The organism is Thioalkalivibrio sp. ALMg13-2 (assembly GCF_000381185.1).
In the GTDB taxonomy this organism is placed as follows: Bacteria; Pseudomonadota; Gammaproteobacteria; order Ectothiorhodospirales; family Ectothiorhodospiraceae; genus Thioalkalivibrio; species Thioalkalivibrio versutus.
The window spans coordinates 63,219-85,768 of sequence record NZ_KB906110.1; the positions used below are offsets into that span (position 1 = coordinate 63,219).

16 protein-coding genes, 2 tRNA genes and 1 pseudogene are annotated in these 22,550 nt (G+C 64.2%); 8 read left to right on the forward strand and 11 right to left on the reverse strand.

What is annotated here, in order from left to right:
* Window positions 1-16 precede the first annotated feature (16 nt).
* Window positions 17-589 (reverse strand): tetratricopeptide repeat protein, encoded by a 573-nt coding sequence (locus F618_RS0108830; protein WP_019568342.1) that lies wholly within the window; start codon window positions 587-589, stop codon window positions 17-19.
* Window positions 586-2,940, reverse strand: coding sequence for a penicillin-binding protein 1B (gene mrcB, locus F618_RS0108835; protein WP_155997996.1), 2,355 nt, complete (start codon window positions 2,938-2,940; stop codon window positions 586-588). The genes F618_RS0108830 and mrcB overlap by 4 nt, the downstream gene beginning before the upstream one ends.
* Window positions 2,941-3,080: 140 nt before the next feature.
* On the opposite strand from mrcB, the gene F618_RS0108840 reads away from it, so the two are divergent.
* The 4 genes and pseudogenes from F618_RS0108840 to F618_RS0108855 all read left to right on the forward strand — a co-directional run bounded on the left by F618_RS0108840 (window position 3,081) and on the right by F618_RS0108855 (window position 6,709).
* A complete protein-coding gene (locus F618_RS0108840) occupies window positions 3,081-4,643 on the forward strand; it encodes a bifunctional aminoglycoside phosphotransferase/ATP-binding protein (protein ID WP_026331202.1) in 1,563 nt (520 codons plus the stop codon).
* A gap of 117 nt (window positions 4,644-4,760) precedes the next feature.
* The gene (locus F618_RS0108845) at window positions 4,761-5,561 is read left to right on the forward strand and encodes a hypothetical protein (protein ID WP_019568345.1); all 801 of its coding nucleotides are present in this window, start codon (window positions 4,761-4,763) and stop codon (window positions 5,559-5,561) included.
* Window positions 5,562-5,697: 136 nt separating this feature from the next.
* Window positions 5,698-6,091 (forward strand): annotated as a pseudogene (locus tag F618_RS14810) (C40 family peptidase).
* Window positions 6,092-6,190: 99 nt separating this feature from the next.
* Window positions 6,191-6,709, forward strand: a complete 519-nt coding sequence (locus F618_RS0108855; RefSeq protein WP_019568347.1) for a DUF302 domain-containing protein — start codon at window positions 6,191-6,193, stop codon at window positions 6,707-6,709.
* A gap of 115 nt (window positions 6,710-6,824) precedes the next feature.
* Here F618_RS0108855 and secF read toward each other — a convergent pair whose 3' ends face one another.
* From secF to queA, 5 genes are all read right to left on the reverse strand, one after another.
* A complete protein-coding gene (secF, locus tag F618_RS0108860) occupies window positions 6,825-7,772 on the reverse strand; it encodes a protein translocase subunit SecF (RefSeq protein WP_018951730.1) in 948 nt (315 codons plus the stop codon).
* 14 nt (window positions 7,773-7,786) lie between these two features.
* Window positions 7,787-9,655: a protein translocase subunit SecD gene (gene secD / locus F618_RS0108865; RefSeq protein ID WP_018937723.1), complete on the reverse strand. Its 1,869-nt coding sequence runs from the start codon at window positions 9,653-9,655 to the stop codon at window positions 7,787-7,789.
* Window positions 9,656-9,676: 21 nt separating this feature from the next.
* Entirely contained in the window at window positions 9,677-10,006 is a 330-nt protein-coding gene (yajC, locus tag F618_RS0108870) for a preprotein translocase subunit YajC (RefSeq protein ID WP_018145833.1), read from the reverse strand.
* An 84-nt stretch (window positions 10,007-10,090) separates the two neighbouring features.
* Window positions 10,091-11,206, reverse strand: a complete 1,116-nt coding sequence (gene tgt, locus F618_RS0108875; RefSeq protein WP_018937724.1) for a tRNA guanosine(34) transglycosylase Tgt — start codon at window positions 11,204-11,206, stop codon at window positions 10,091-10,093.
* Entirely contained in the window at window positions 11,196-12,272 is a 1,077-nt protein-coding gene (gene queA, locus F618_RS0108880) for a tRNA preQ1(34) S-adenosylmethionine ribosyltransferase-isomerase QueA (protein ID WP_018650223.1), read from the reverse strand. The genes tgt and queA overlap by 11 nt, the downstream gene beginning before the upstream one ends.
* A 104-nt stretch (window positions 12,273-12,376) precedes the next feature.
* On the opposite strand from queA, the gene F618_RS0108885 reads away from it, so the two are divergent.
* Together F618_RS0108885 and F618_RS0108890 are read left to right on the forward strand one after the other, a co-directional pair.
* Window positions 12,377-12,463, forward strand: a tRNA-Leu gene (locus F618_RS0108885).
* A 68-nt stretch (window positions 12,464-12,531) separates the two neighbouring features.
* Window positions 12,532-12,607 (forward strand) — tRNA-Thr (locus F618_RS0108890).
* 229 nt (window positions 12,608-12,836) lie between these two features.
* On the opposite strand, the gene F618_RS0108895 is transcribed toward F618_RS0108890, so the two are convergent.
* Window positions 12,837-14,225, reverse strand: coding sequence for a TolC family outer membrane protein (locus F618_RS0108895; RefSeq protein WP_019568348.1), 1,389 nt, complete (start codon window positions 14,223-14,225; stop codon window positions 12,837-12,839).
* A gap of 419 nt (window positions 14,226-14,644) precedes the next feature.
* On the opposite strand from F618_RS0108895, the gene F618_RS0108900 reads away from it, so the two are divergent.
* Window positions 14,645-15,304 (forward strand): transglutaminase-like cysteine peptidase, encoded by a 660-nt coding sequence (locus tag F618_RS0108900; protein WP_231362672.1) that lies wholly within the window; start codon window positions 14,645-14,647, stop codon window positions 15,302-15,304.
* A gap of 14 nt (window positions 15,305-15,318) precedes the next feature.
* Window positions 15,319-17,226: a LapD/MoxY N-terminal periplasmic domain-containing protein gene (locus tag F618_RS0108905; protein WP_026331203.1), complete on the forward strand. Its 1,908-nt coding sequence runs from the start codon at window positions 15,319-15,321 to the stop codon at window positions 17,224-17,226.
* Between the two features lie 511 nt (window positions 17,227-17,737).
* On the opposite strand, the gene F618_RS0108910 is transcribed toward F618_RS0108905, so the two are convergent.
* The 3 genes from F618_RS0108910 to F618_RS15180 all read right to left on the reverse strand — a co-directional run.
* Window positions 17,738-19,639 (reverse strand): retention module-containing protein, encoded by a 1,902-nt coding sequence (locus F618_RS0108910; protein ID WP_026331204.1) that lies wholly within the window; start codon window positions 19,637-19,639, stop codon window positions 17,738-17,740.
* Window positions 19,640-19,781: 142 nt separating this feature from the next.
* Window positions 19,782-20,111, reverse strand: a complete 330-nt coding sequence (locus F618_RS0108915) for a hypothetical protein (RefSeq protein ID WP_019568351.1) — start codon at window positions 20,109-20,111, stop codon at window positions 19,782-19,784.
* 102 nt (window positions 20,112-20,213) lie between these two features.
* Window positions 20,214-22,550 (reverse strand): type I secretion C-terminal target domain-containing protein (locus tag F618_RS15180; protein WP_019568352.1); only part of this gene is annotated, 2,337 nt, incomplete at its 5' end.

Below are 22,550 nucleotides of genomic sequence, written 5' to 3' on the forward strand. Positions count from 1 at the left end.
TACCGCGTTCGACGAGTCAGACAATGTCGGCTTCCAGGCGGCGGATCGCCTCGCGGGCCTCGTCGGCCCCGGCCGCGTCGCCCTGCGCTTCGCGGGCCTTCAGGATCAGTCGCCAATTCTGCAGGGCCAGTTCGCGGTCCGCACCGTCCACCATCTGCAACGAACGACCGGCCAGCCGCTCGGCCTGCTGATAGCGCCCCTGTTCCATGCGCAGCGCGGCCATCTGGTGCCACAGCCCGGCATCCCGCGGCGCAATCCGCAAGGCGCGCTCCAGACGCTGCTCCGCGCGCGCGGTGTCCCCGGCCTGGCGCGCGGACTCGGCCTGCTGGGCCAGGTTCAGGGCCGCGGCGGGTGTCGCCGCGCGTTCCGGCTCACGGGGTTCGGCCCGATCTTCGCTGGGCGCTGCATCCTCGCCGGTGATATCCCCGTCGTCGGGCACCGGGGCACTCGCATCCCGGGGCGCCGGCGTCGCACAGGCGGCGAGCAGCGCGGCCAGCGCAACAGCACCCAGCCACTGCGCCGGGCGCCATGCCGAACCGGCGGGCAGCGCGACGCGAAACGGGGATCGTGCGGTACTGAACATCTTCACCGGAATAGCCTCTCGAACCAGCCTTGCGGGCTGGAATCACTGCGCAGATCACACTCGGCGCGTGTCTCGGGGCTCGAATTCTGCCAGAACGGCAGCCTCTTCACCGACTCGCAGGCGTGGTCATCGCTTTCCACACGCAACCCGGAGGCAAGATCGACCCCCTGATAGTCGATGCCGGGGTGGCCCTCCAGGCGCAGGGATTGCACCCCGATCCCCGCCATGATCTCCGCCCACACCGGCGCGGCGGACACGCCACCGGTCAGACCGGTAGGACGGTTATCGTCCATACCCAGCCAGACCACCGCCACGTGGCGATCATCAAAACCCGCAAACCAGCTGTCGCGAAAGTTGTTGGTGGTCCCGGTCTTCCCGGCCACGACCTCACCGTTCAGGCGCGCATTGATCCGGCTCCCAGTACCTTCCCGGGTCACGTCATGCAGCGCGTGGGTCAGCAAACGCACCGCACCATCCGACACCGCGCCCTGCAGGGACAGCCCGTAGTGCGAGAGCATCTCGTCGTCCTGATCCAGCACGTCGCGGATCACCCGGGTTTCGGTCGCATAGCCACCGTTCGCCAGGGCCTGATAGAGCCCGGCCACCTCCAGTGGCGAGAGCTCGATCGCACCCAGCGCCAGCGACGGCAACGGGGCCGGCGTGCGCTGCAGACCCAGCGTCTGCAGCAAGCTGACCACTTGCGAGATCCCAATATCTTCGGCCAGACGCACCGTAGCGATGTTGTAGGACTGCACCAGGGCCTCCCACGCGGTCACCGGCCCCCGGTGTTCGCGGTCGAAGTTGCGCGGTGTCCAGGGCTCGCCATGCGGCAGCTGCAGGGTCAGCGGGCTGTCGTCGAGGAGCGTCGCCAGGGTGTATCGGTTCGGGTTGGTCAGGGCCGCGAGGTACACGAACGGCTTGATCACCGAACCGACCTGCCGCTGGGCCTCCACCGCCCGGTTATAGCCGGGATAACGCGGGTTCCGATCCCCGACCACCGCCAGCACCTCCCCAGCCTGCGGGTCGGTCACGACGGCCGCGGCCTGCAAATCGTCCAGGACGGTCCCGCCCCCGCGACGCCGGACCAGGTCGTCCACGCCGCGTACCAGCCGTTCCTCGAGGCGCATCTGGACGACCGGGTCCATGGTGGTGAAGATCCGCAGGCCCTCGCTGCGCAGGTCCTCGTCCGCGTAATCCGTACGCAGCTCCCGGCGCACCAGATCCAGGAACGCCGGAAAGCGGCTGCGTCCTTCCGGCATGACCGGGGAAACATCCAGCGCCGTCGCCAGCGCCCGGTCCACCCGGTCGCGTTCGGCCAGCCCGGTCTCGGCCATCGCCTCCAGCACCCGGTCCCGGCGTTGCGTGGCACGCTGCGGATAACGTCGGGGGTCGTAGTAACTGGCCCCGCGCGCCAGCCCCACGAGCAGCGCCAGCTGGTCCAGCCGCAACTCGTTCAACGGGCGCTGATAGTAGAACTGCGCAGCCTGACCGAAGCCGTGGATCGCCCGCTCACCGGTCTGCCCCAGGAAGACCTCGTTCAGGTAGGCCTCGAGGATCTCCCGCTTGTCATACCGGTGCTCCAGCAGCAGAGCCATCACCGCTTCGTTCAGCTTGCGGGTCAGCGTCTGGTCACGGGTCAGGTAGAAATTCTTCACCAGCTGCTGGGTCAGGGTGCTGCCACCCTGCACCGTGCGTCCGGCCCGCAGGTTCGCGACCGCGGCCCGCCCGATGCCGACCGGGTCCACCCCCCGATGGGACATGAAGCGGCGGTCCTCGATCGCCAGCAAGGCCCCGATCAGCTCGCGCGGGACCTCGTCGATATCGACCAGGATACGGTCCTCCCCGTGGGTCGGATAGATACTCCCGATCAGCAGCGGCTCCACTCGCATCAGGTCCACATTGCGCCCACTGGACTGCTCGGCGACCGACTCCACGCGGCCCTCGGACAGGCGCACCCGCACCGAATGCGCCGGCTCCCGACCGTCGCCAAAGGTGAACGGCCGGGTGGTCAGGCGCGCGCTACTGCCTTCGATGCGGAACTCGCCGGGCCCGGCGCCATCCGGGGTCTGGCGATAATTCAGGGTGCGCAGCTCGGTCTCCAGCGCATCCGTGGTCAACGGCCGCCCCGCATAGAGCTCCAGGGGCCGCGCATACACCCGCGCCGGCAGCGCCCAACGCTGCCCCTCGAACCGTTCACGAATCTCGCGGTCCAGTTGATGCACATAGATGCCACCCACCGTAAGGCCGGCGAGCAGCAGCCCCGCCAGGGTCCAGCTGCCCGCACCGAACAGGCGCCGGAGTCGGCCCCTTCGGGGCGCGCTTCGCTTGCGGGAACGTGTAGTGGCTTTTCGCGGCATGGCGTGTGATGGGCGAGGTGACCGAAACGGCAGCAATGGTAACCTGATGCGTAAGCGAAAACGGGTGCATGGCCGGCGATTCCGGGAAAAAGACCCGGCTCCCGATGCCCAACACCCCCATGGCCTACTGCGGAGCCCCGATGACCGAACTGGAACAGCACCACAAGCGCCTGCACCAACTGGTCGCGGACCGCGGATTTCCCGCCCCGGTGCCGGATGCCAACACCGTGCGCACCATCGAAACCCACATCTCCACGGTCATCCTCGCGGGTGAGGACGCCTACAAGTTCAAGAAGCCGCTGAACCTCGGTTTCCTCGACTTTTCCACCCTCGATGCTCGCCAGCACTACTGCGAGACCGAGCTGGAGGTCAATCGCCGTCTGGCACCCCAGATCTACCTGGAGGTTGCCACCCTCAATGGCGACGATGCCCACCCCGTCATCAACGGCGAGGGCCCCATCCTCGACTACGCCGTGCATATGCGCCGGTTCGACCGCAAACGGCAGCTGGACCACCTTCTGGACAAGGGCCAACTGCCCGCCGCCGCCATGGATGCACTGGGGCACTACATCGCCGCCTTCCACGAACGCACCGAACGCACCGATGCGCAGTCCGAGTACGGCACCGCAGAGGCCGCCACCCAACCGATGCTGGACAACTTTCCGGCCCTGAACGAGACCGTTCGTGGTGCGTCGGACCGGGCACGCCTGGAACGGCTGGAACAGTGGACGCGATCGGAAATCAGTCGATTGAAGGCTACACTTGAAGCTCGGCATGACGAGGGCTTCGTGCGCCATGGCCATGGCGACCTGCACCTGGGCAACCTGGTTTATGTCGATGACGAGAACGGCGAGGAAGTGCCGGTCGCCTTTGACGCGATCGAGTTTGACCCCGCCCTGCGCTGGATCGACGTGATCTCCGAGATCGCCTTTACCACCATGGATCTTCTGGCCCGTCAGTCGCGCGCCCACGCCTGGCGGCTACTCAATGCCTACCTGGACGGGCGCGAAGACTTCGACGGTCTCGCGCTCCTGCCGTTGTACCAGGTCTACCGTGCGCTGATCCGGGCCAAGGTCCAGGGCATTCACGGGGCCGAGGCGCAGCTCCCTTCCGACGAACAGGCGGCCCACCAGGCGGAGATGGGCCGCTATCTAGCGCTCGCGGAGCGCCTGACCGAACCTGGATCCCCCCGCCTGATCCTGATGCATGGCGTCTCCGGCAGCGGCAAGACCGTGATCAGCACACAGATCATCGAAGCCCTGGGCGCCGTGCGCCTGCGCTCGGATATCGAACGCAAACGCCTGTCCGACGCCGTCTCCTACAGTGCCGACGCCCGGGCCCAGATCTACGGCCATCTGCGCGAGCGCGCCCAACGCCTGCTAGCGCTCGGCCTGACCGTGGTGGTCGACGCCACCTTCCTGACCCAGGACCAGCGCGCCCCGTTCCAGCGTCTGGCACTGGAGCAGGCGGCCGGCTTTGCGGTGGTTGCCTGTCGCGCCCGGGACGAAGTGCTGCGCGAACGACTCGAGGCCCGCACCCGTGCGGGCCGTGATGCCTCAGATGCCGGCGTCGAGGTGATGGAACAGCAACAGCCGCAGCAGGAATGGCCCGCCCCCGAGGAGGGCCGCATCGAGGTGGCCCCGGAGGCACCGCTGGATCCGGACGCGCTCGCCCGCCAATTGCTGCAACCCGTCGCAAGCTGAGCGACCGCGTACAATCAGCGATAGACAGACCCCGGATACTCCGTCAACTTCGAGACACAGGAACTGGCACGCTCGCCCTCGAGCCCGGAACCCGACCAGGAAACCGCAGGAGCCCCCATGCATCATCACCGCCCCGGTGCGCTCGACCGAATCCGCCGCACCCTCACGCCCATTGCTGTCGGCGGATTGCTGGCCATCGGCTCCACCGCCCAGGCCGATGCCCTGCTGCACTACGTCGACGACGAAGGACTGGAGAGCCAGATCCTGGTGCGCGGCGACATCGTGCGCATGGAGCTCAACGAATCCATCAGCGGCACCTCCGGCTACATGCTCTTCGACGCCAGAACCGATCAGCTGACGGTCGTGGACGACACGGAACAGACCTACACCCCGCTGACTCGCGAGGTGATGGACCAGCAGATGCGCGCCATGACCGACATGGTCAGCGACCTGCGCCGGCAAATGGAGCAGCTCCCGCCCGAGGTGCGCCAGCAGCTCGAGGAGCAGCTGGGCATCGGGGCGGAAGGTTTCGATGCCGAGATCGACACCCGCGCCACCGGCGAACAACGCGAAATCGGGGACTTCGTCTGCGACGATTACGAGGTGCTGATCGACGGCCAGGTGCAAAGCACGGTCTGCGTAACGGAGCCGGATACCCTGGGTCTGGGCAGCGCGGATTTCGCGACCCTGGGCGCCTTGATGGATCGCCTGTACGAGCTGTCCCTGAGCGCCCTTGAGGCCGGCGGGCCGATGGCCTCGCAGATGGGTGCCTCCTTGCTGCCGCGCGTCGACGGCATCCCGCTGCAGGTCAGCGAAAAGGGCGGCGTGACCACGCGGCTTGCCGGCATCTCCACCGACGCCCTCAGCGCCGCACTCTTCAGCGTCCCCGACAGCTATGCCGAACGCGATCTTTTCTGACACCTGGCGCCGACGGCTGCCGCTTGCCCTGGCCGGCCCCGGGCTTCTGCTGCTTGCGGCCTGCAGTGCGGGCCCCGAACCCCGCGGAGGGGACACCGCGCCCGTTGCCACACCCGAAGGCCTTGCGGACGGCCCAATGAGCCCCACGCCCGAGGCTGGCCTGGAACGCTCCGAAGTCGTGCTGACCGCCCTCGGTCACCTCGATACCCCGTACCAGTACGGCGGGCACCGATGCCACCGGGCTGGACTGCTCGGCCCTCGTCCAGCGGGCCTACCGCGAGGCCGGGCGCGCCGTCCCGCGCACGACACGCGACCAGGCCCGCGCCGCGACCCGGCGCGAGGGACCGCCCACCCCGGGTGACGTGGTGTTCTTCGCCATTAACGGGAATCAAATCGACCACGTCGGGGTCTACGTGGGAGACGGCCGCTTCGTGCATGCGCCCAGCGCACGGGGTCAGGTTCGCATCGAGCATCTGGACAACCCGTACTGGGCGCCCCGAACCCGCTTTGCCGGTCATTTCTTCAACTGACCGCGATCAGAGCACGCCCGTCGTCGCCGGATCCACCGCTGACGGCGCGCATACAACCCCATCCTGGCCAGGCCTGGAATCACAATAGAGGAAGGAACCATGAAAACACTCACCGGTATTTCGCGCACCCTGCGCCACTCCGCCCTGGCGATCGGCCTGGGCCTCGGTCTCGCCGTTGGCGGCACCGCCAGCGCCTATGAGACGTTCATGGAGACCGACGAACGCGTCATCTTCACGACCGAAGGCGAATACGACTTCTACTTCGAGATGGTCGAAGAGGCCATCGCCGCTGAAGGCCTGGTCATCAACAACGTCGGCTACATCGCCAACATGCTGGACCGCACCGGTGGACAGGAAAGCGGCGAAGGCATCTACCTCAACGGGCAATCGGTCGACTTCTGCAGCGCCACCTACTCGCGCGCGACCATGGAGGCCGATCCGCACAACATGCTCTTCTGCCCCTACATCATCACGGTCTACGAGCTCTCCGAGGAACCGGGCACAATCTACATGGGCTACACGCCGGTTCCCGAGGTCGGCGACACGGACTCGAAGGAAAGCCTGCGCGCCGTGAACGAACTGGTCGAGCGCATCATCAAGGAAGCCCTCGCCTTCTGATCCCAGGGACCATTGTCGCAACGAAAAATGCCCGGCAGCCTTGCGGCCCCGGGCATTTTTATGCCCCCTGTCCTACATGGCTAGGACAGGGTGATTCGGACAGGCGTGAACCGGGTCAGGGCGTCTGATCCTCTTCCGCCCCTTCCTTCTTCACCGGCAGCAGGACCTGACGGTCGACACCCAGCATCAACGCCGCGGTCGCCGCGATGAAGATGGACGAGTACGTCCCCACGACCACCCCGATGATCAGCGCAATCGAGAAGTTCTGCAGGGCCGCCCCACCCAGGAAGGCGAGCGAGAGCAACACCAGCAGGGTGGTCATGCTGGTCACGATGGTCCGCGCCAGGGTCTTGTTCACCGCATTGTTCATCACCTGTTCCGTGCTCTGCTTGCGCAGCACACGGAAGTTCTCGCGTATTCGGTCGTACACCACGATGGTGTCATTCAGCGAGTAGCCAATCACCGCCAGCACGGCGGCGAGCACCCCCAGGTCGAACTCCATCTGCAGCAGCGAGAAGATCCCCAGCGTGATCAGCACGTCGTGCACCAGCGCCAGCACCGATCCAATGGAGAAGCGCCACTCGAAACGCACTGCCACATAGATCAGGATGCCGGCCAGCGCATAGATCATCGCCAGACCGCCCTGCTCGCGCAGCTCCTCGCCGACGGCCGGACCGACGAACTCCACCCGACGAAGATCCGGATCGTCCGGCCCGCCATCCCGAAGAGCATTCAACACCCGGTTGGACAACATCGCCGGGTTGTCGTCGTCTTCGCTTGGCGGCAGGCGAATCAGGACATCGCGCGAGGTGCCGAAGGTCTGCACCTGCGCCCCCGCATAGCCGCCCGCCGACAGGGTCTCGCGGATCGTATCCAGCTCCACCGCTTCGGGGTAGCCCACTTCCACCAGGGTCCCCCCGGTGAAGTCGATCCCGAAGTTCAGCCCGCGGGTGGCCAGCAGCGCCACCGAGATAATGATCAGGACCAGCGAGATCGCGATCGTGATCTTGCGCTTGCCGAGGAAATCGATGTTCGATTCAGCGAAATTCAGATGCGGAAGCATAGTTTTCTCCGCGCTCAGATGGCCAGGCGCGTCAGCCGACGCTGGCGCCCGTAGGTCAGATTGACGATTGCGCGGGTCACGATGATCGCGGTGAACATCGACGCGATGATCCCGATCGACAACGTGATGGCAAAGCCCTTGATCGGCCCGGTACCGAACAGGAACAGCACCAGCGCCGCGATCAGCGTGGTCACGTTGGCATCCGCGATGGTGGTGAACGCTCGGTCATAGCCCGACGAAATGGCCGCCTGGGGTGACAGTCCGTTGCGGATCTCCTCGCGTATGCGCTCAAAGATCAGCACGTTGGCGTCCACCGCCATGCCGACGGTCAGCACGATCCCCGCAATCCCCGGCAGGGTCAGGGTCGCCTGCAGCATCGACAAAACCGAGACGATGAAGATCAGGTTCAGTGCCAGCGCCACGTTCGCGATCAGTCCAAAGGCGCGGTAGTAGAGGATCATGAAGATCATCACGAGGATGAATCCGATCACCACCGACTGCATGCCGCGATCGATGTTCTCCTGGCCCAGGCTCGGACCCACCGTGCGTTCCTCGACAATCGACATCGGCGCGGCCAGCGCACCGGCGCGCAGCAGCAGCGCGAGGTTGCGCGCCTCACGCGTGGTATCCAGACCCGAGATCTGGAAGCGTCGGCCCAGCGGCTCGTTGATGCGCGCAACGTTGATGACCTCCTCGCTGCGCGAGGTACGCATGACCTGCTCGCCGTCTTCCTCCACCGTCTCGGTGGTCGTCTCGATGAACACCGACGCCATCAGGCGGCCCACGTTATCCGAGGTCACCCGCGAGAAGATGCGCGCCCCCTGGCCATCGAGATTGATGAACACGGCCGGGCCGCCACTATCCTGGGCAATCCCGGAAGAGGCGTCGGTAATATAGTCACCGGTGAGCATCACCTGGCGCTGCAGCAGCACCGGGGTCCCGTCACGCTCGCGGTACAGACGCGTCCCGGACGGTGCGCGGCCAGATTCAGCGGCCTCCATCGGGTCACCGGCCTCGGAGACCAGGCGGAACTCCAGCGTGGCGGTCGCGCCGAGCACTTCCTTGGCCCGCGCAGTGTCCTGCACGCCGGGGAGCTGAACCACGATCCGGTGCTCGCCCTGCTGGGCAATGATCGGCTCGGCCACGCCCAGCTCATCCACGCGCGAGCGCAGGGTAGAGATGTTCTGCTGCAGGGCCTGACGGCGCAGCTCGGTCAGGTGGTCATCGCTCAGGGTGCCCACCATGCGGGTGGTGTCGCCGCTACCGCGGATCTCCCATTCCAGCTCGCCGCGATATTCACGGGTCAGCCAGCTCTCGGCTGCCGCGAGGTTTTCCTCGTCCGCGAACATGACGGTCAGGTCACTGGAACTGCGCTCGATCGTGTCGAACGTCAGACGCTCGTCGCGCATCCTGCCGCGCAGCTCGTTGGAGTAGCGTTCCATCGCCGTTCCGATCACGGCATCCAGATCCACCTCCATCAGGAAGTGCACCCCGCCGCGCAGGTCCAGACCCAGTGCCATCGGCTGACCGTTGATCGCGCGCAGCCAGTTCGGCGTCGCCGGGGCCAGATTCAGGGCGACGGTGTGGTTGTCATCCAGGGCATTGCGCAGGATCTCCGCGGCGAGCGACTGCTCGTCGCTGGTCTCGAAGCGCAGGAGTAGCTGCCCGTCGTCCTGCTCCTCCACCTGTTTCGGCGTCACGCCCTGGGCACCCAGGATGGTGCCCATCAGGTCACGGATGTTCCCGTCGATCTCGCCGGTGACCGGATTGCCGATCTGCACCGACGGGTCTTCCGGGAACAGGTTGGGCGCGGCATACAGCCCCGCGCCCAGAACGACCACGACGATCAGGGCGTACAGCCACGCCGGATAGGAATTGCGCATATCAAAAACCCTGGAGGGCGTTTAGAGATCTTTCAGCGTGCCCTTGGGCATCACGGAGGCGACCGACTGCTTCTGTACCGCCACGTTCACGCCGTCGGCAATGTCGACCTTGATGAAGTCGTCGCTGACTTCGGTAATCTTGCCGGCCACACCGCCGTTGGTGACGATCTCGTCGCCCTTGGACAGGGCCTCGACCATGGAGCGGTGCTCCTTGGCGCGCTTGCTCTGCGGGCGGATGATCAGGAAGTACATGATCGCAAAGAAAATAACGATCATGATCAGGAACTCGATCATGCCGCCGCCGGCCGCTCCACCTTCCTGGGCATGCGCTGCAGAAATCAGAAAGTCCATCGAAACACTCCGTCTTCGGTTCAGATTCGGACGCCACCGGGGAGCTCGGGCCACACCCGGCGAGCGAAAAAAATACCGCGCGGATTATGGCACAGGCGGGATCGCCATGCCGCGTCGGCCGTAGAAATCGGCCACGAACTCGCTCAGCGCGCCGGCCGCGATCGCCTCGCGCAATCCGCGCATCAAATCCTGGTAGTAATGGAGGTTGTGGGTCGTCGCCAGGCGCGAACCGAGGATCTCGTTGCACTTGTCCAGGTGCTTCAGATACGCCCGCGAATAGTGACGACAGGTGTAGCACCCGCATTCCGGATCGACCGGGCCGACATCGTCGCGGAAGCGCGCATTGCGAATGCGCAGCACGCCCTCGCGGGTATAGAGGAACCCGTTGCGGGCGTTGCGGGTCGGCATCACGCAGTCGAACATGTCCACGCCGCGTCGCACGGCCTCGACGATGTCCTCCGGCCGGCCCACCCCCATCAAGTAACGCGGACGATCCTGCGGCAGCAGCGGCAGGGTGGCATCCAGCGTCTGCAGGCGCTCGTCCTCCGGTTCGCCCACCGACAGCCCGCCGATCGCGTAACCGTCAAAGCCGATCGCCTGTAGCCCCTCGGCCGACTCCCGCCGCAGGTCCGGGTACATCCCGCCCTGCACGATGCCGAACAACGCCGCCGGGTTGTCACCGTGTGCCGTGCGCGAACGTGCTGCCCAGCGCAGTGACAGCTCCATCGACTGGCGCGCCTCGTCCGCGGTGGCCGGGTATGGCGTGCACTCGTCAAAGATCATCACGATGTCCGAGCCCAGCTCGCGCTGCACCTGCATCGAGGACTCCGGCGTCATCAGCACCTTCGAGCCATCCACCGGTGACTGGAAACGCACACCTTCCTCGCTGATCTTGCGCATCTCCGCAAGCGAGAAGACCTGGAATCCGCCGGAATCGGTCAGGATCGGGCCCTCCCAGTGCATGAAATCGTGCAGATCGCCATGCGCCCGGATCACCTCCGTGCCCGGGCGCAGCATCAGGTGGAAGGTGTTACCGAGAATGATCTCTGCGCCCAGCTCACGCAGCTCCTCCGGCGTCATCGCCTTGACCGTGCCGTAGGTTCCCACCGGCATGAAGGCCGGGGTCTCCACCGTCCCGCGCGGGAAGTGCAGACGGCCGCGGCGCGCCGCGCCATCGGCGGCCAGATTCTCAAACTCCATCGGACTCTCCCGCGGCGGTGGTCATACTCGGGGGCAGATCATCGCCCTGCCCCGGCGCCAGCCACATCGCGTCGCCGTAACTGAAAAACCGGTAGCGCTGCGCCACCGCGTGGGCATACGCATCCAGGATCCGGCGATAGCCGGCAAATGCCGCCACCAGCATCAACAGCGTGCTCTGCGGCAAATGAAAATTGGTCACCATCCGGTCCACCACCCGAAATCGATCCCCCGGCTGGATGAATAGCCGCGTCTCGCCCTGGAACGGCGCCAGTTCCCCCCCAGCGGCCGCGGTCTCCAGCGAGCGCACGCAGGTCGTACCGACCGCGACCACACGCCCGCCACGCGCCTTGCAGGCCGCTACCGCCGCGCAGGCCTCGGGGGACACCTCCAACCACTCCGCATGCATCTCATGCGCCGAAGTGTCCTCGACCTTCACCGGCTGGAAGGTCCCCGCCCCGACGTGCAGGGTCACCGTCGCGGTCTCCACCCCCGCCGAGCGCAGGCGCCCCAGCAGGGCATCATCGAAATGCAGGCCTGCCGTGGGGGCAGCAACCGCACCCTCGCGCGCCGCGAACACGGTCTGGTAGCGATCGGCATCATGCGCCTCGTCGGCGCGCTCGATATAGGGCGGCAGGGGGATGTGTCCATGCTCGCGCAACAACGCGAGCACATCGTCGGCATCAACCAGGGCCAGGCGGAAGAACGGGCCCTCGCGGCCGGTCACTTCGACGGTAAAGGCATCCGCCAGGCGTAGCCGGGCCCCGACCTTCGGCGCCCGGCTGGCGCGGACCATCGCCAGCACTTGGCCGGGCGACTCGATTCGTTCGACCAGAACCTCCACCTGTCCCCCGCTCTCCTTGCGCCCGAAGACACGCGCCGGAATCACCCGGGTATCGTTCAGCACCAGCAGGTCACCCGGCCGCAGAAGATCCTCGATCTCTGCAAAGCGCGCGTCCCGCGGGCGCTCTTCCTCCAGGACCAACAGACGCGAACCCGCCCGGTCCGGTAGCGGATACTGTGCAATCAGCTCCGGCGGGAGCTCGTAATCGAAATCGGCAACACGCATGGCGCGCGATCCTACCACGCACCACTCGACGCGGCGCGGAGTGCGGAAGATCGCTCTGCCCCGTTTGTGCCGCAGAGAACCTGCGCTACACTACGGCCCCACAAGCCGGGATGGCGGAACTGGTAGACGCGCCGGATTCAAAATCCGGTTCTGGCAACAGAGTGCGAGTTCGATTCTCGCTCCCGGCACCAAATTTTCTCGGGCCTGCCGCCAGGCCCAAACCCCAGGGAAGCATCCAATGATGCGCCCCTGGCACCAGGCCGGTGTAGCTCAGTTGGTAGAGCATCTGATTTGTAATCAGAGGGTCGCAGGTTCGACTCCTGTCGCCGGCTCCATTTTTTCAGTTAGTTAATCAGACTCCGTGAATGAGCCCCGCTGGCACACATCAAGCTGTTAGCGTTCTGGCTGCCCGGCCTTTGACTTCCCCGGATCAGGTCCACGCATGACAAGAGCTCTCCGCGACACCCGGGGCGGTTCAACGTGCTGCTAGGTCCAGACGCCACCATTAAAAAGGGCCAGCCCGAAGACTGACCCTTTCTTCAAACCCGCGAGACCATCCGCCTCCTAGCGGAAGATGCTCTCATGACGCGTTTCCGTCATCTGCGGGGCGTCGGCCGGACAGACCGCTTCTGGATCGATCCGCGCAGCCTCGTCCACGAGGCCGAGGTCCTCCGCAGTCGGCATGTCGCCACGTGACACATCCAGGTACTCCAGCAGGCGACCCAGCCCGTTCAGGGCACGAGCCTTGGCGATCTCCATGTCATGCTGCGCATTTACGTGAGCACGACTCGCCTCGAAGTATTCGTTCTCGGTATCCAGCAGATCCAGCAGGCTTCGCTGCCCGATGCCGAACTGCTGACGATATGCCGTGCGAACACGATCGGAAGAGTCCCGATGCTGACGCAGAAAACGCAGCTGACTCTCGAGCGAACGGATATCGTTATACGCCACGGAAACCGTCTGGCGCACATTGCGGCACACCCCTTCCTGCTGATCGCGCGCCTGATTGAATTCTTCGGTGAACTGGCGAACACGCGCCTGATCCGCCCCGCCGCGGAAGAGGTTAAAGGACATCACGACCAACGCGGAAGTGTCGCGAATACGGGTATCATCGCGCTCCAGGATGTCGTTTTCATAGGCGTGACGCAGCTGAAGATCGACCCGCGGATGGAACGCAGAGCGTGCGACATTGCGCTGCTGCTGGGCGGCCTCCATGTTGCGCAGCGAGGCGAACATCGCCGGGTTGTTGGTGATCGCCTCGGTCAGGGCCTCCTGCGCCGTGGCTGGAATCGGCTCGTCGGAGAACGTCCCCACGAGATCCACACGTTCGTCTGCAGGCATCTGCCCGACCACGCGGTAGTAACGCGCGTTGACGTCGTGAAGGTTTTGCCGCTCGGTCAGCAGATTCGACTCCGCCAGGGCCAAACGGCCAGAGGCCTGTTCGAGATCCACACCCCGGCCAACACCCCGATCGGTCTGATCCACGATTTGATCGTAGACGTCCTTGTGGGCGTCGTAGTTTTCCTGCGCAAGCTCAACCAGGGCGCGCTGGCGTTGCACATCCGCAAAGGCCCGCACCGCTTCCAGCGCGGTCTCCTCGGTCGATTCACGCAGCTCGAAGTAGCGCACGCGCTGGATCTCGCCCAGACGCCCAACCTCGCTGGCCGTTTCGAAGCCGTCATACAGCATCTGCGTCAGCGTGATGTCTACCCCGCGCGGGTTGCGCGAGAAGTTGTTGAAGTTGTCGTTATTGGACCGCTGGCTCTGGTACCCAGCACGGGCGTTCAGATCGATCTCGGGCATAAACCGGCCACGCGCCCCGGTCTGCTCCTCGCCCGCCGCACGAAATGCGTGCCAGCGTGACTGTACGTCCGGGTTGGAAAGCACCGCTTCCATCGCGGCGTCCCGCAGCGGTTCTGGCGGCTCGGCCTGTGCTGTCCCGCCGACGACCATCGCTACGGCTGCTGTCAGTGCCAGCAAGGTTCCCTTGCCGGCCGTAAACCCAAATCCATTCACCATGATGTGTCCCCCCCACATGTCACTTGAAAGTTCACCCATTGGTTCGCGGGCAAACGCGCTTCACTACTCGAACAAACTACTTGCAAAAAAGTCTTCAGGCTATGGGCTGCTCTTTCGCTGCGCAAACAGAAGCAAAGATCCCACCTAACGCTTGGCAAACGCCTGAAAGCCCCGCGGACCACCACCTTCAACTCGTGTAGCCCGTCTGTTTCTGGCTTTCCCGGCTTACGTGGCCCATCATTTGCCTAACAGCGCCATTCTCAGCCACCGGAGGGCACGCCAACGTGCTCCGCTCTCGTGCCCGCAATTCGCCGCTCGTAATCAAGCACCTGGCCTTTGCTCTGGTTCTGGCGATGTCGGCATGGGTCTTGGGCACCCCACAAGCGGGGCTTGATGACCTGGCGCAACTCGAAGAGGTCGCGGCCATCCGCTACGGTCCCGAGGCCGCCGAACGGGTCCGGCAGTGGCGCAACCTGCTCGAGGAATTAGCCGGCGAAGACGAACGGGTGCAAGTCGCGCGGGTGAACGAGTTTTTCAATCGCATGCTTCGCTACCAGGATGACCAGATCACCTGGGGCCAGGAGGATTTCTGGGCGACCCCGCTGGAAGCCATGGACAAGGGCGCCGCCGACTGCGAAGACTTCAGCATTGCCAAGTACGTGAGTCTGCGCAAACTGGGAATTCCGGATGAGCGCCTTCGCCTTTTCTACGTGCGGGCGCGTATGGGTGGGCCGGGCAGCAACATCAGTCAGGCGCACATGGTGCTCGGGTACTTCACGGACCCCCGCGGCGAGCCCGAAGTGCTAGACAACCTGATCACCCGCGTCGAACGCGCCTCGCAGCGCGACGATCTCACGCCTATTTTCTCGTTCAATAGCCAGGGCCTGTGGCCCGATGGAACCACCCAGTCCGCAGGCGACCCCACCGCCCGCCTGTCCAGGTGGCGCCGAGTCCTGGACCAACTGGATGAGTATGGCCTGGACCTCAACCAACCGATCACCCCGACCCCATAAACAAGGGCGCAGCCATGACACTGAGAAAACAACTCTGGGTTGCCATCGCAATCATCATGTTGCTCGCACTGCTGGTAAGCATCGTGGCGAGCACCCTTTCGGCGCGCAACTACCTGGCCCAGCAGCTCCTGACCAAGAACATCGACAATGCAGCCTCGCTGGCACTGTCGCTGTCCCAGCTGCCCAAGGACGATACGACCGTTGAATTGCAGATTGCCTCCCAGTTCGATACCGGCCACTACCGCCATATCCGGCTCGAGGATCCCACGGGCGATCTCATGCTGGAACGACGCAATCCCGAAGCGCCTCGGGGTGTCCCGATGTGGTTCATCGACACCCTGAACTTCGATGTCCGCCCCGGAGTGGCACAGGTGTCCGACGGCTGGTCGTCCTTTGGCACGCTGATCGTCGAGAGCCAGACCAATTACGCATACGAAGAACTCTGGGCCGGCACCCTTCGATTGACTGCAATCTTCACGGTGGGGCTCCTGGTCATCGGTCTACTGGGGTCGTTCCTGCTCGGACGACTCATCCAGCCCCTCCGGCAAGTCGTGGAGCAGGCCGAAGCGGTAGGTGCACGCCGCTTCATCACCACCCCGGAACCGCGCACATGGGAATTCCGCGCCCTGGTACGCGCGATGAACCAACTGACCGAGCATGTCCGCGCCATGCTCGTTGAAGAGTCGAGACGACTGGAACGCCTGAAGACCCGACTGCAGCACGATGACGTGACGGGCCTGCTGGCCCGGGAGCCCTTTCTCGCCCGCCTGCAGGCCACGCTGGATAACCGACATGCCGGCTCCTCCGGCAGCCTCGTGGTGCTCCGCATCCACGACCTGGCCACGATCAACCAGATCGTCGGCCACCAGAACCTCGATGCGCTGCTCGCGCGAATCGCGAAGGTCATGGAACAGGCCGTCGCCCATACCGAGTATGGTGCCGCCGGACGGCTCAACGGCTCCGACATCGCGGTCTTTGGTGACAGTATCGCGGACAGTCACCGCTTCGCGCAGTCCCTTCTGGGCGGCGTTCGGGATACGCTCGGCGACGACGCACCCGACGCCCTGACGCTTCATGTTGCCGCGACGCTCTACCATCCCGAAGACACCACCGGGGAGGTTCTTGCGCGAGCGGATCTCGCTTTGGCGCGGGCGGAACTGGAGCCCGGCGATGCAGTCGCCCACGAGCCCCATGCCGCCCTTCCCTATTCGGATCAGCATCAATGGCGGGCGGCCATCACCGACGCGCTTGACCAGCACGGGGTGGAGCTGGGTCGGTTTCCAGTGATCGATGCCGACCAACAGCTGATGCATCACGAAGCGCCGATGCGCCTGTTACTCGACGGCGAACTGCGACCCGCGGGCTATTTCATGCCCTGGGCGGTGCGCCTCGATCTGATCCGCCGGCTCGACGACGCCGTCCTGGAACGGGCCTTGTCCCGGCTGCAATCGCCCGACGAACGCCTGGCCATCAACCTCTCGGTGGACAGCCTGCGTGACACCCACTTCCGTCAGGCCCTCGAGGCCCGGTTGCAACTGGACCCCCGAGCGGCGGGACGCCTGTGGGTCGAGTTCCCGGCTCGTGGTGCACTCGCACACCCTGCGGAACTGCGCGATCTCTGCCGCATCGCGCGCCTGACGGGGTTCACCGTGGGGCTCGAGCACGCGGGACCGGAAGCCTTTCAGGCGCACGACCTGACCACCTTTGGCCTCCATTACGTCAAACTGCAGGCTTCCCTGACCCACGGCGTGCATCGCTCCAGCGAGACCCAGGCCCTCATACGCGGGCTTTGCACCCTGGCGCACTCCATCGGGATCCTTGTGATCGCCGAAGGCTGTGACAGCAGCGACGACATCGATCCACTGATGGATGCCGGCATCGATGCCATCACGGGTAGCGCGGTCCGGGAGCCGACGCGTTAGGGCATCGTGCCGGATCGCAGGCGTCTGCATGGTCACCCGTGCACGGAGCCAACTGTCCGACCGGCCCCAGGCCGGAACGACTGTCCGCTACTCGCCCAGCACGAACCCTCCTCCCGATTAGCAACGAGAGTCAGCTAGGCCCAAGGACCGTGCGGGCCAGGGTCGAGCTCGCGTCTCCAGCGGCCCCCTGTTTCGTCATCCCGGAAACCGCGTAGCGGTTATCCGGGATCTCCGCGCTTGGGGTTGCCCCGACGGGGGAGATCCCGGCTCTTCGCTTCGCTCCGGCCGGGATGACTGTGCAGGGGTAAGGGGCCTCAGGAGGGTGACATTCCCAAGAAGGCCTGACTCAAAGTGGCCCGGAACGGTCCATGCACGTCCCCGAATGAGCCCCGCCACTGGCTGATCCTCGTTTCTAATCCGGACTTCACTTGCTCGGAGATTCCATTCCGGAAAAGAAAAAGGCCCGGGCCGCATCGCGGCGCCGGGCCCTTGATCCCGATGGTAGGGACCGCTACTGATCGATGGAGAGATGCCCGTTTTCGATCAGGGTTTGGATAAAGTCGTACGACGAGTCGAAGCCATTCATGCTGATCCCTTCCAGCGTGATGGCGTAATCGGCACCGCCCGTGTCACTCCCCAGCATGCCGCCCGAGCTGATGTGCAGCACGGTATCCTCGCCCTGCGCTTCCGCCATCAGGTACTGGTCGATCGTCTCCTGGCTCGCGCTGGACAGGAGCTCACCGAGCGTGATCTGGGCACCGGGATCGTTGCTCTCCAGGCTGAAGCCCTGGATCACGAAGCGTGCTGGATCCTCCATGCTGCCTTCACCACCCTGCGACACGACAAAGATCTCCTGATCCGAATCGACCGTCAGGAAATTCGCCCCGAAGTCATCGGCTTCACCGAGGGCATCGACCACTTCCGCGGCAAGCGCCTCTTCGCCACCCGCGGGATAGAACTCCGCATCCTCGCCCTGACCCACCTGCACCGAAAGGTCGACTGGCTTCACCGCGAACGCGCTTTCGTCCCCACTGGCTCCAGGACCCGTGCTCCCACCCTGGAATGCAATAAAGGAGAACGTCTCGCCACCGAGCTCCAGGAAGCCGTTCTCGTTCACATCGCTTGCCAGATCACGGGCATCACCGATCCGGACACCCTCGGCGTCGTACAGGTGATAGGAACCGCCGTTAATGGCGCCCTGGATCTGGAACACGGCCGTATCGGCCGGGCTGACCAGCGTAAAGAGCAGGGCCTCGCCGAACTCGATCGCGTTGGGGTCATCCGAAGCCCCCTGATGGTCGATCGCGAAAAATCCATCCTGATGCGAGACGGCTGCACTCTGCGAGCCGGTCTCCTTCAGGTTGTTCGCATTCGCCATCGTGCCCTGAACGTCACTGCCGCCAACCGTGTGGGCAGAAGCCAGCAGATCCGGAACCGGTTCCGGCGGCTCTTCGCCACTCGGCTCGGGCACGGGAGCCACGCCACTACCGGTATCCACGAGATCGTCCATCCCGGACAGGACCACCGTGCCCTCGATCGTTACATTCAGCTGATTGCCATCCACCAGGCCGGCGCGAATCGCAGCGGCTCCGGCCTCGGTCAGAACCACCACCCAGTTACCCGATCCGTCCTGGGCCAGCGCCAGGTAGGCTGTATCCCCACCCACGATGCTGTAGGCGATCGCCCCGGCCAGTGATGGGTCCAACCCGTCCAGATTCAGGACGTGTGACACATCGAAAACCACGTCACCCGCAGCGGCGTCATTCGCATCTTCGTAGCCGTACCCCGCTGTCACCGAAACGGATACCGCAAGCGTCGGGTTCGCAACAGGGGGCGGATCCACGGGCGGCGGGTCGACAGGCGGCGGTTCCACCGGAGGGGGATCTACCGATGGATCGGTCGGTGGCGTACCGGGCGGAATGCCCGTCTCGACCGCTTCGCCCCCGGGGACGGCTACCGTCTCGCCCAAGGCATCCGGCCGATCGAAAGCGTTCACCGGGAAGGTGTAGTTAATCGGCTCCACAGGCTCGCTAATGCGCGCGACGCGTACAAACCCGGCCCCCTCGCCCTCACCGCCCTCCAGGCCGGCTGCGGGAGGTGCGATCAGCGCGTCCAGTGACTCACCGCGGTCGAGGGCGGCAATCACTTCTTCCGCCGTCGGGATCTCCGGATTATCGGCCCGCCCGCTCTCCGCCAGGGCCTCGCCCATCAGGGCCTGCTGGCCCTCGCTGAGAGAAACGCCGGCACCGTCCATCCCTTCCAGTTCCACCGACGCGCCGCGCAGCGGGATCACTTCTTCGCCCGCATACACCGGATCGCCCACGCCAAGCACTCTCGAGTTGCCCTCGGCGTCCCGGGCTATCACCGTCCCGGTCAACGCCTGAACAGTAGCTACCACAGCATTCACAGCCATTCTCCCCCTCCTACGCCAATCCTGCAGACCGGCCCATACGAACGCTCACCTGTAACTTTTCAATCCAGCTGTCGCGGATCACCCGATTGTGCCACCACGGACACACTCGACTCTATCGCGCCCCATCTACTTCCCGGCCGGTCTAAAGCAAGCCCTCATCGTCTTCCACCAGGTTCAGACGTTGCGCCGAGGCACGAAGATCCTTGCGCCCCAACAGCTTCTTCTGTGCCGCCTCCGGGAGATCCGTAAACCGGATCACGCCCTTGTCCGTGAGCACCTCGACCAGGTCCTCCAGCACGCGAATCAGCTCCAGGTCGGAGGCCTGCAACGCGGCCGGCGCGGGCTCGCCGACATCCCCGCCGAGAAACGCCACCATCTCCGGCGCATCCGCTGCCACGAACTCCGTGCAAGCGGCATTCGCCTCGCGGCTCACCTGGTCGATCCTGCCTTCCGTATCCCGTCTCACATACATGCGCGGCCCCTCCGGCCGTTTTCGACTCCGCTTCCCAGACTACACCCCCAGACACGAAAAAGCCCCGCCGATCCAGACCGGCGGGGCTCCCAACACGACCGCTTACTGGTCGATTTTCAGCTGCCCTTGCTCGAGCATGTTGCTGATCAAGTCATCACTGTGCTGTACACCTTCCAGCACGATGATCTGATCCGCATTATCAGAGCTGCCATCGAGCTCACCTTGCGAGTTGATGTACAACACGGTGTTATCGGTGTTTTCCGCATCTTCCTGAGCGATCACGTAATCGGCAATATTGGTTTCGCTCCCCTCCTCATCCTGCAGAAGGTCCCTCAGGTCGAGCACATTCTCACCATTGCTGAAGTCCGTTACCACGTCTTCTGTCGGTGAACCCGCATCCCCCTGATATCCATCGACCCAGATAAACGTATCGTTGCCATCGCCGCCAGTAAGCATGTTGTTTCCGCCACCCCCGATGAGCATGTCATCTCCGGCGCCACCGTCCAGCAGGTCATCGCCAAGCCCGCCGATGAGGATGTCATTTCCGTCAGTGCCTACCAGCTCGCTATCCTCCGAGTCGGATGCGGCAATCGTCTCTCCCTCGGAATCCGCGACCACGATCTCGCCGCTACCGTCTGTGGACATAAACCAGGCGGTTAGGGCGCTCTCGATACCATCACCATCCCCGTCAACACCTTCGATCGGCAAGTGAATCCCGCTGCCAGTCGCCTGCTCGATACTGCTGAACTCAAATCCGTTGAGATTGAAATTGTCCGTCCCTTCAGCAGCCTCGATCTCGAGCGCCTGGAACGATTCACTCGAGTTGATCGAGTATGTCCACCCATCTTCCAGTCCGGTGATGAAGAGAGAATATCCATCGGCACTCACATCAACATCAACCGTGCTGGAACCGTCTGTCGTGAAGTCGACCGACTCACCATCTGCATCCCTGATCTCGACATCGGAGGGCTCAAGAGCCACGGGTTCACCGTGGCCGATCAGATCACCTTCCCCCTTATCAGAGAGGTTGCTCACATTGGAGAAGGCACGAATCTCGAGATGGTGCGTACCATTATTCCCTTGGCTGGTACTAATAGTCTGGGTAAATTCAGTCACAGACAGGTTACGGTCCCAATCAGCCGAGTCATCCGTCTGCTCGAGACCGTCGACAAAGTTGAACCGAGCCATTTCGCCCGCTTCAAAACTATTTGCACTATTAACGCCAAGACCCCGATCCTGAGACCCACTAGTGTTCAGATTCGACCCGCTCTCCGTCGAAATCAGAACGCCTTCAGAGGCGCCCTCGGTGGTCGAACTCAACGAGTACAGCGGATCGTTTCCTCCGTTAAAGCCGACCAGGTCCACCCCAAAGAGGTTCAACGTATAGACATCATTCACATCACTAATGGTGTACTGGTCGTTCTCGGCATCGAGGTCGATACGGAATCCGACTGTCCCTTCCTCTGTACGCGCTTCCATAGAGGTCGGATCGTCACCCTTGTAAAGCGACAATGCTTCACCACCGACATACAACTGGTTTCCGTCCCGATCCTTGGCCAGCTCACCGTCGTCAAAGGAAAACACAACATCTCCGACGCTATCTCCTCCGGCGTTTTCGGCGAAATTCAGAGAGCCCGTATGCCCATCTTCAAGGGCAGCCTGATCCGGGGCGAAGTCACTCGGACCATCATCGACAATCTCAAGCAGTTGGCCGAGTGCCTCGGTCGTGGATGCGGTCGCGGTATTCCCCGATCCATCTTCCACCGTCGCGGTCACTGCAAGGTCGATCAGACCGGACAACGAGACGATATCGTCCGGATTATCCGTATCCGGATGGTCAATCGGCAGGAACTGCTCCATCTCCAGAGTGCCACCGTCGATTCGGATCTCGAATACGACCGTTTCGTCCGAGAGTTGACCGGTCACGACACCGTCCTGGACGGACAGATAAACCGACTCACCGCCACTTGTAAGGCCGGAAACGCCTTCTTCGGCCTTCAGCGCGTAGCTCAATGAGGGGGTCAACGATTCAGAGCCCACCGACCCAGAAGCCGTGACGTATTCCGAAAGATTCGCTTCGGCCTTGCTCGATCCTTCGCCGATGGTGCCCGAATCGAAAGTCTGAAGGCCGCCGAAGTCGCTCAGATCCACCTCGAGCTGGTCAACGCTTGGCAGATCGAACGCACCCGTGGCCGTCGCCTCCGCCGTGTTGCCGTCACCATCCGACGCGGTCGCCGTCACCTCGTAGGTCTCGCCGTCCTGGAAGTCCAGACCGTCCAGATCCTCGTCCGACACCGACCAGTCACCGTTATCGCCCGGCGTCACCGTGAACGTTTCGTCCACACCTTCGCCACTGACCACCACCTCGATCGAGGTCGCATTGCTCGAGGTGCCATTGATCTCCGCCGAGACCTCGTTGTTCTCCGATCCCAGCTCGAA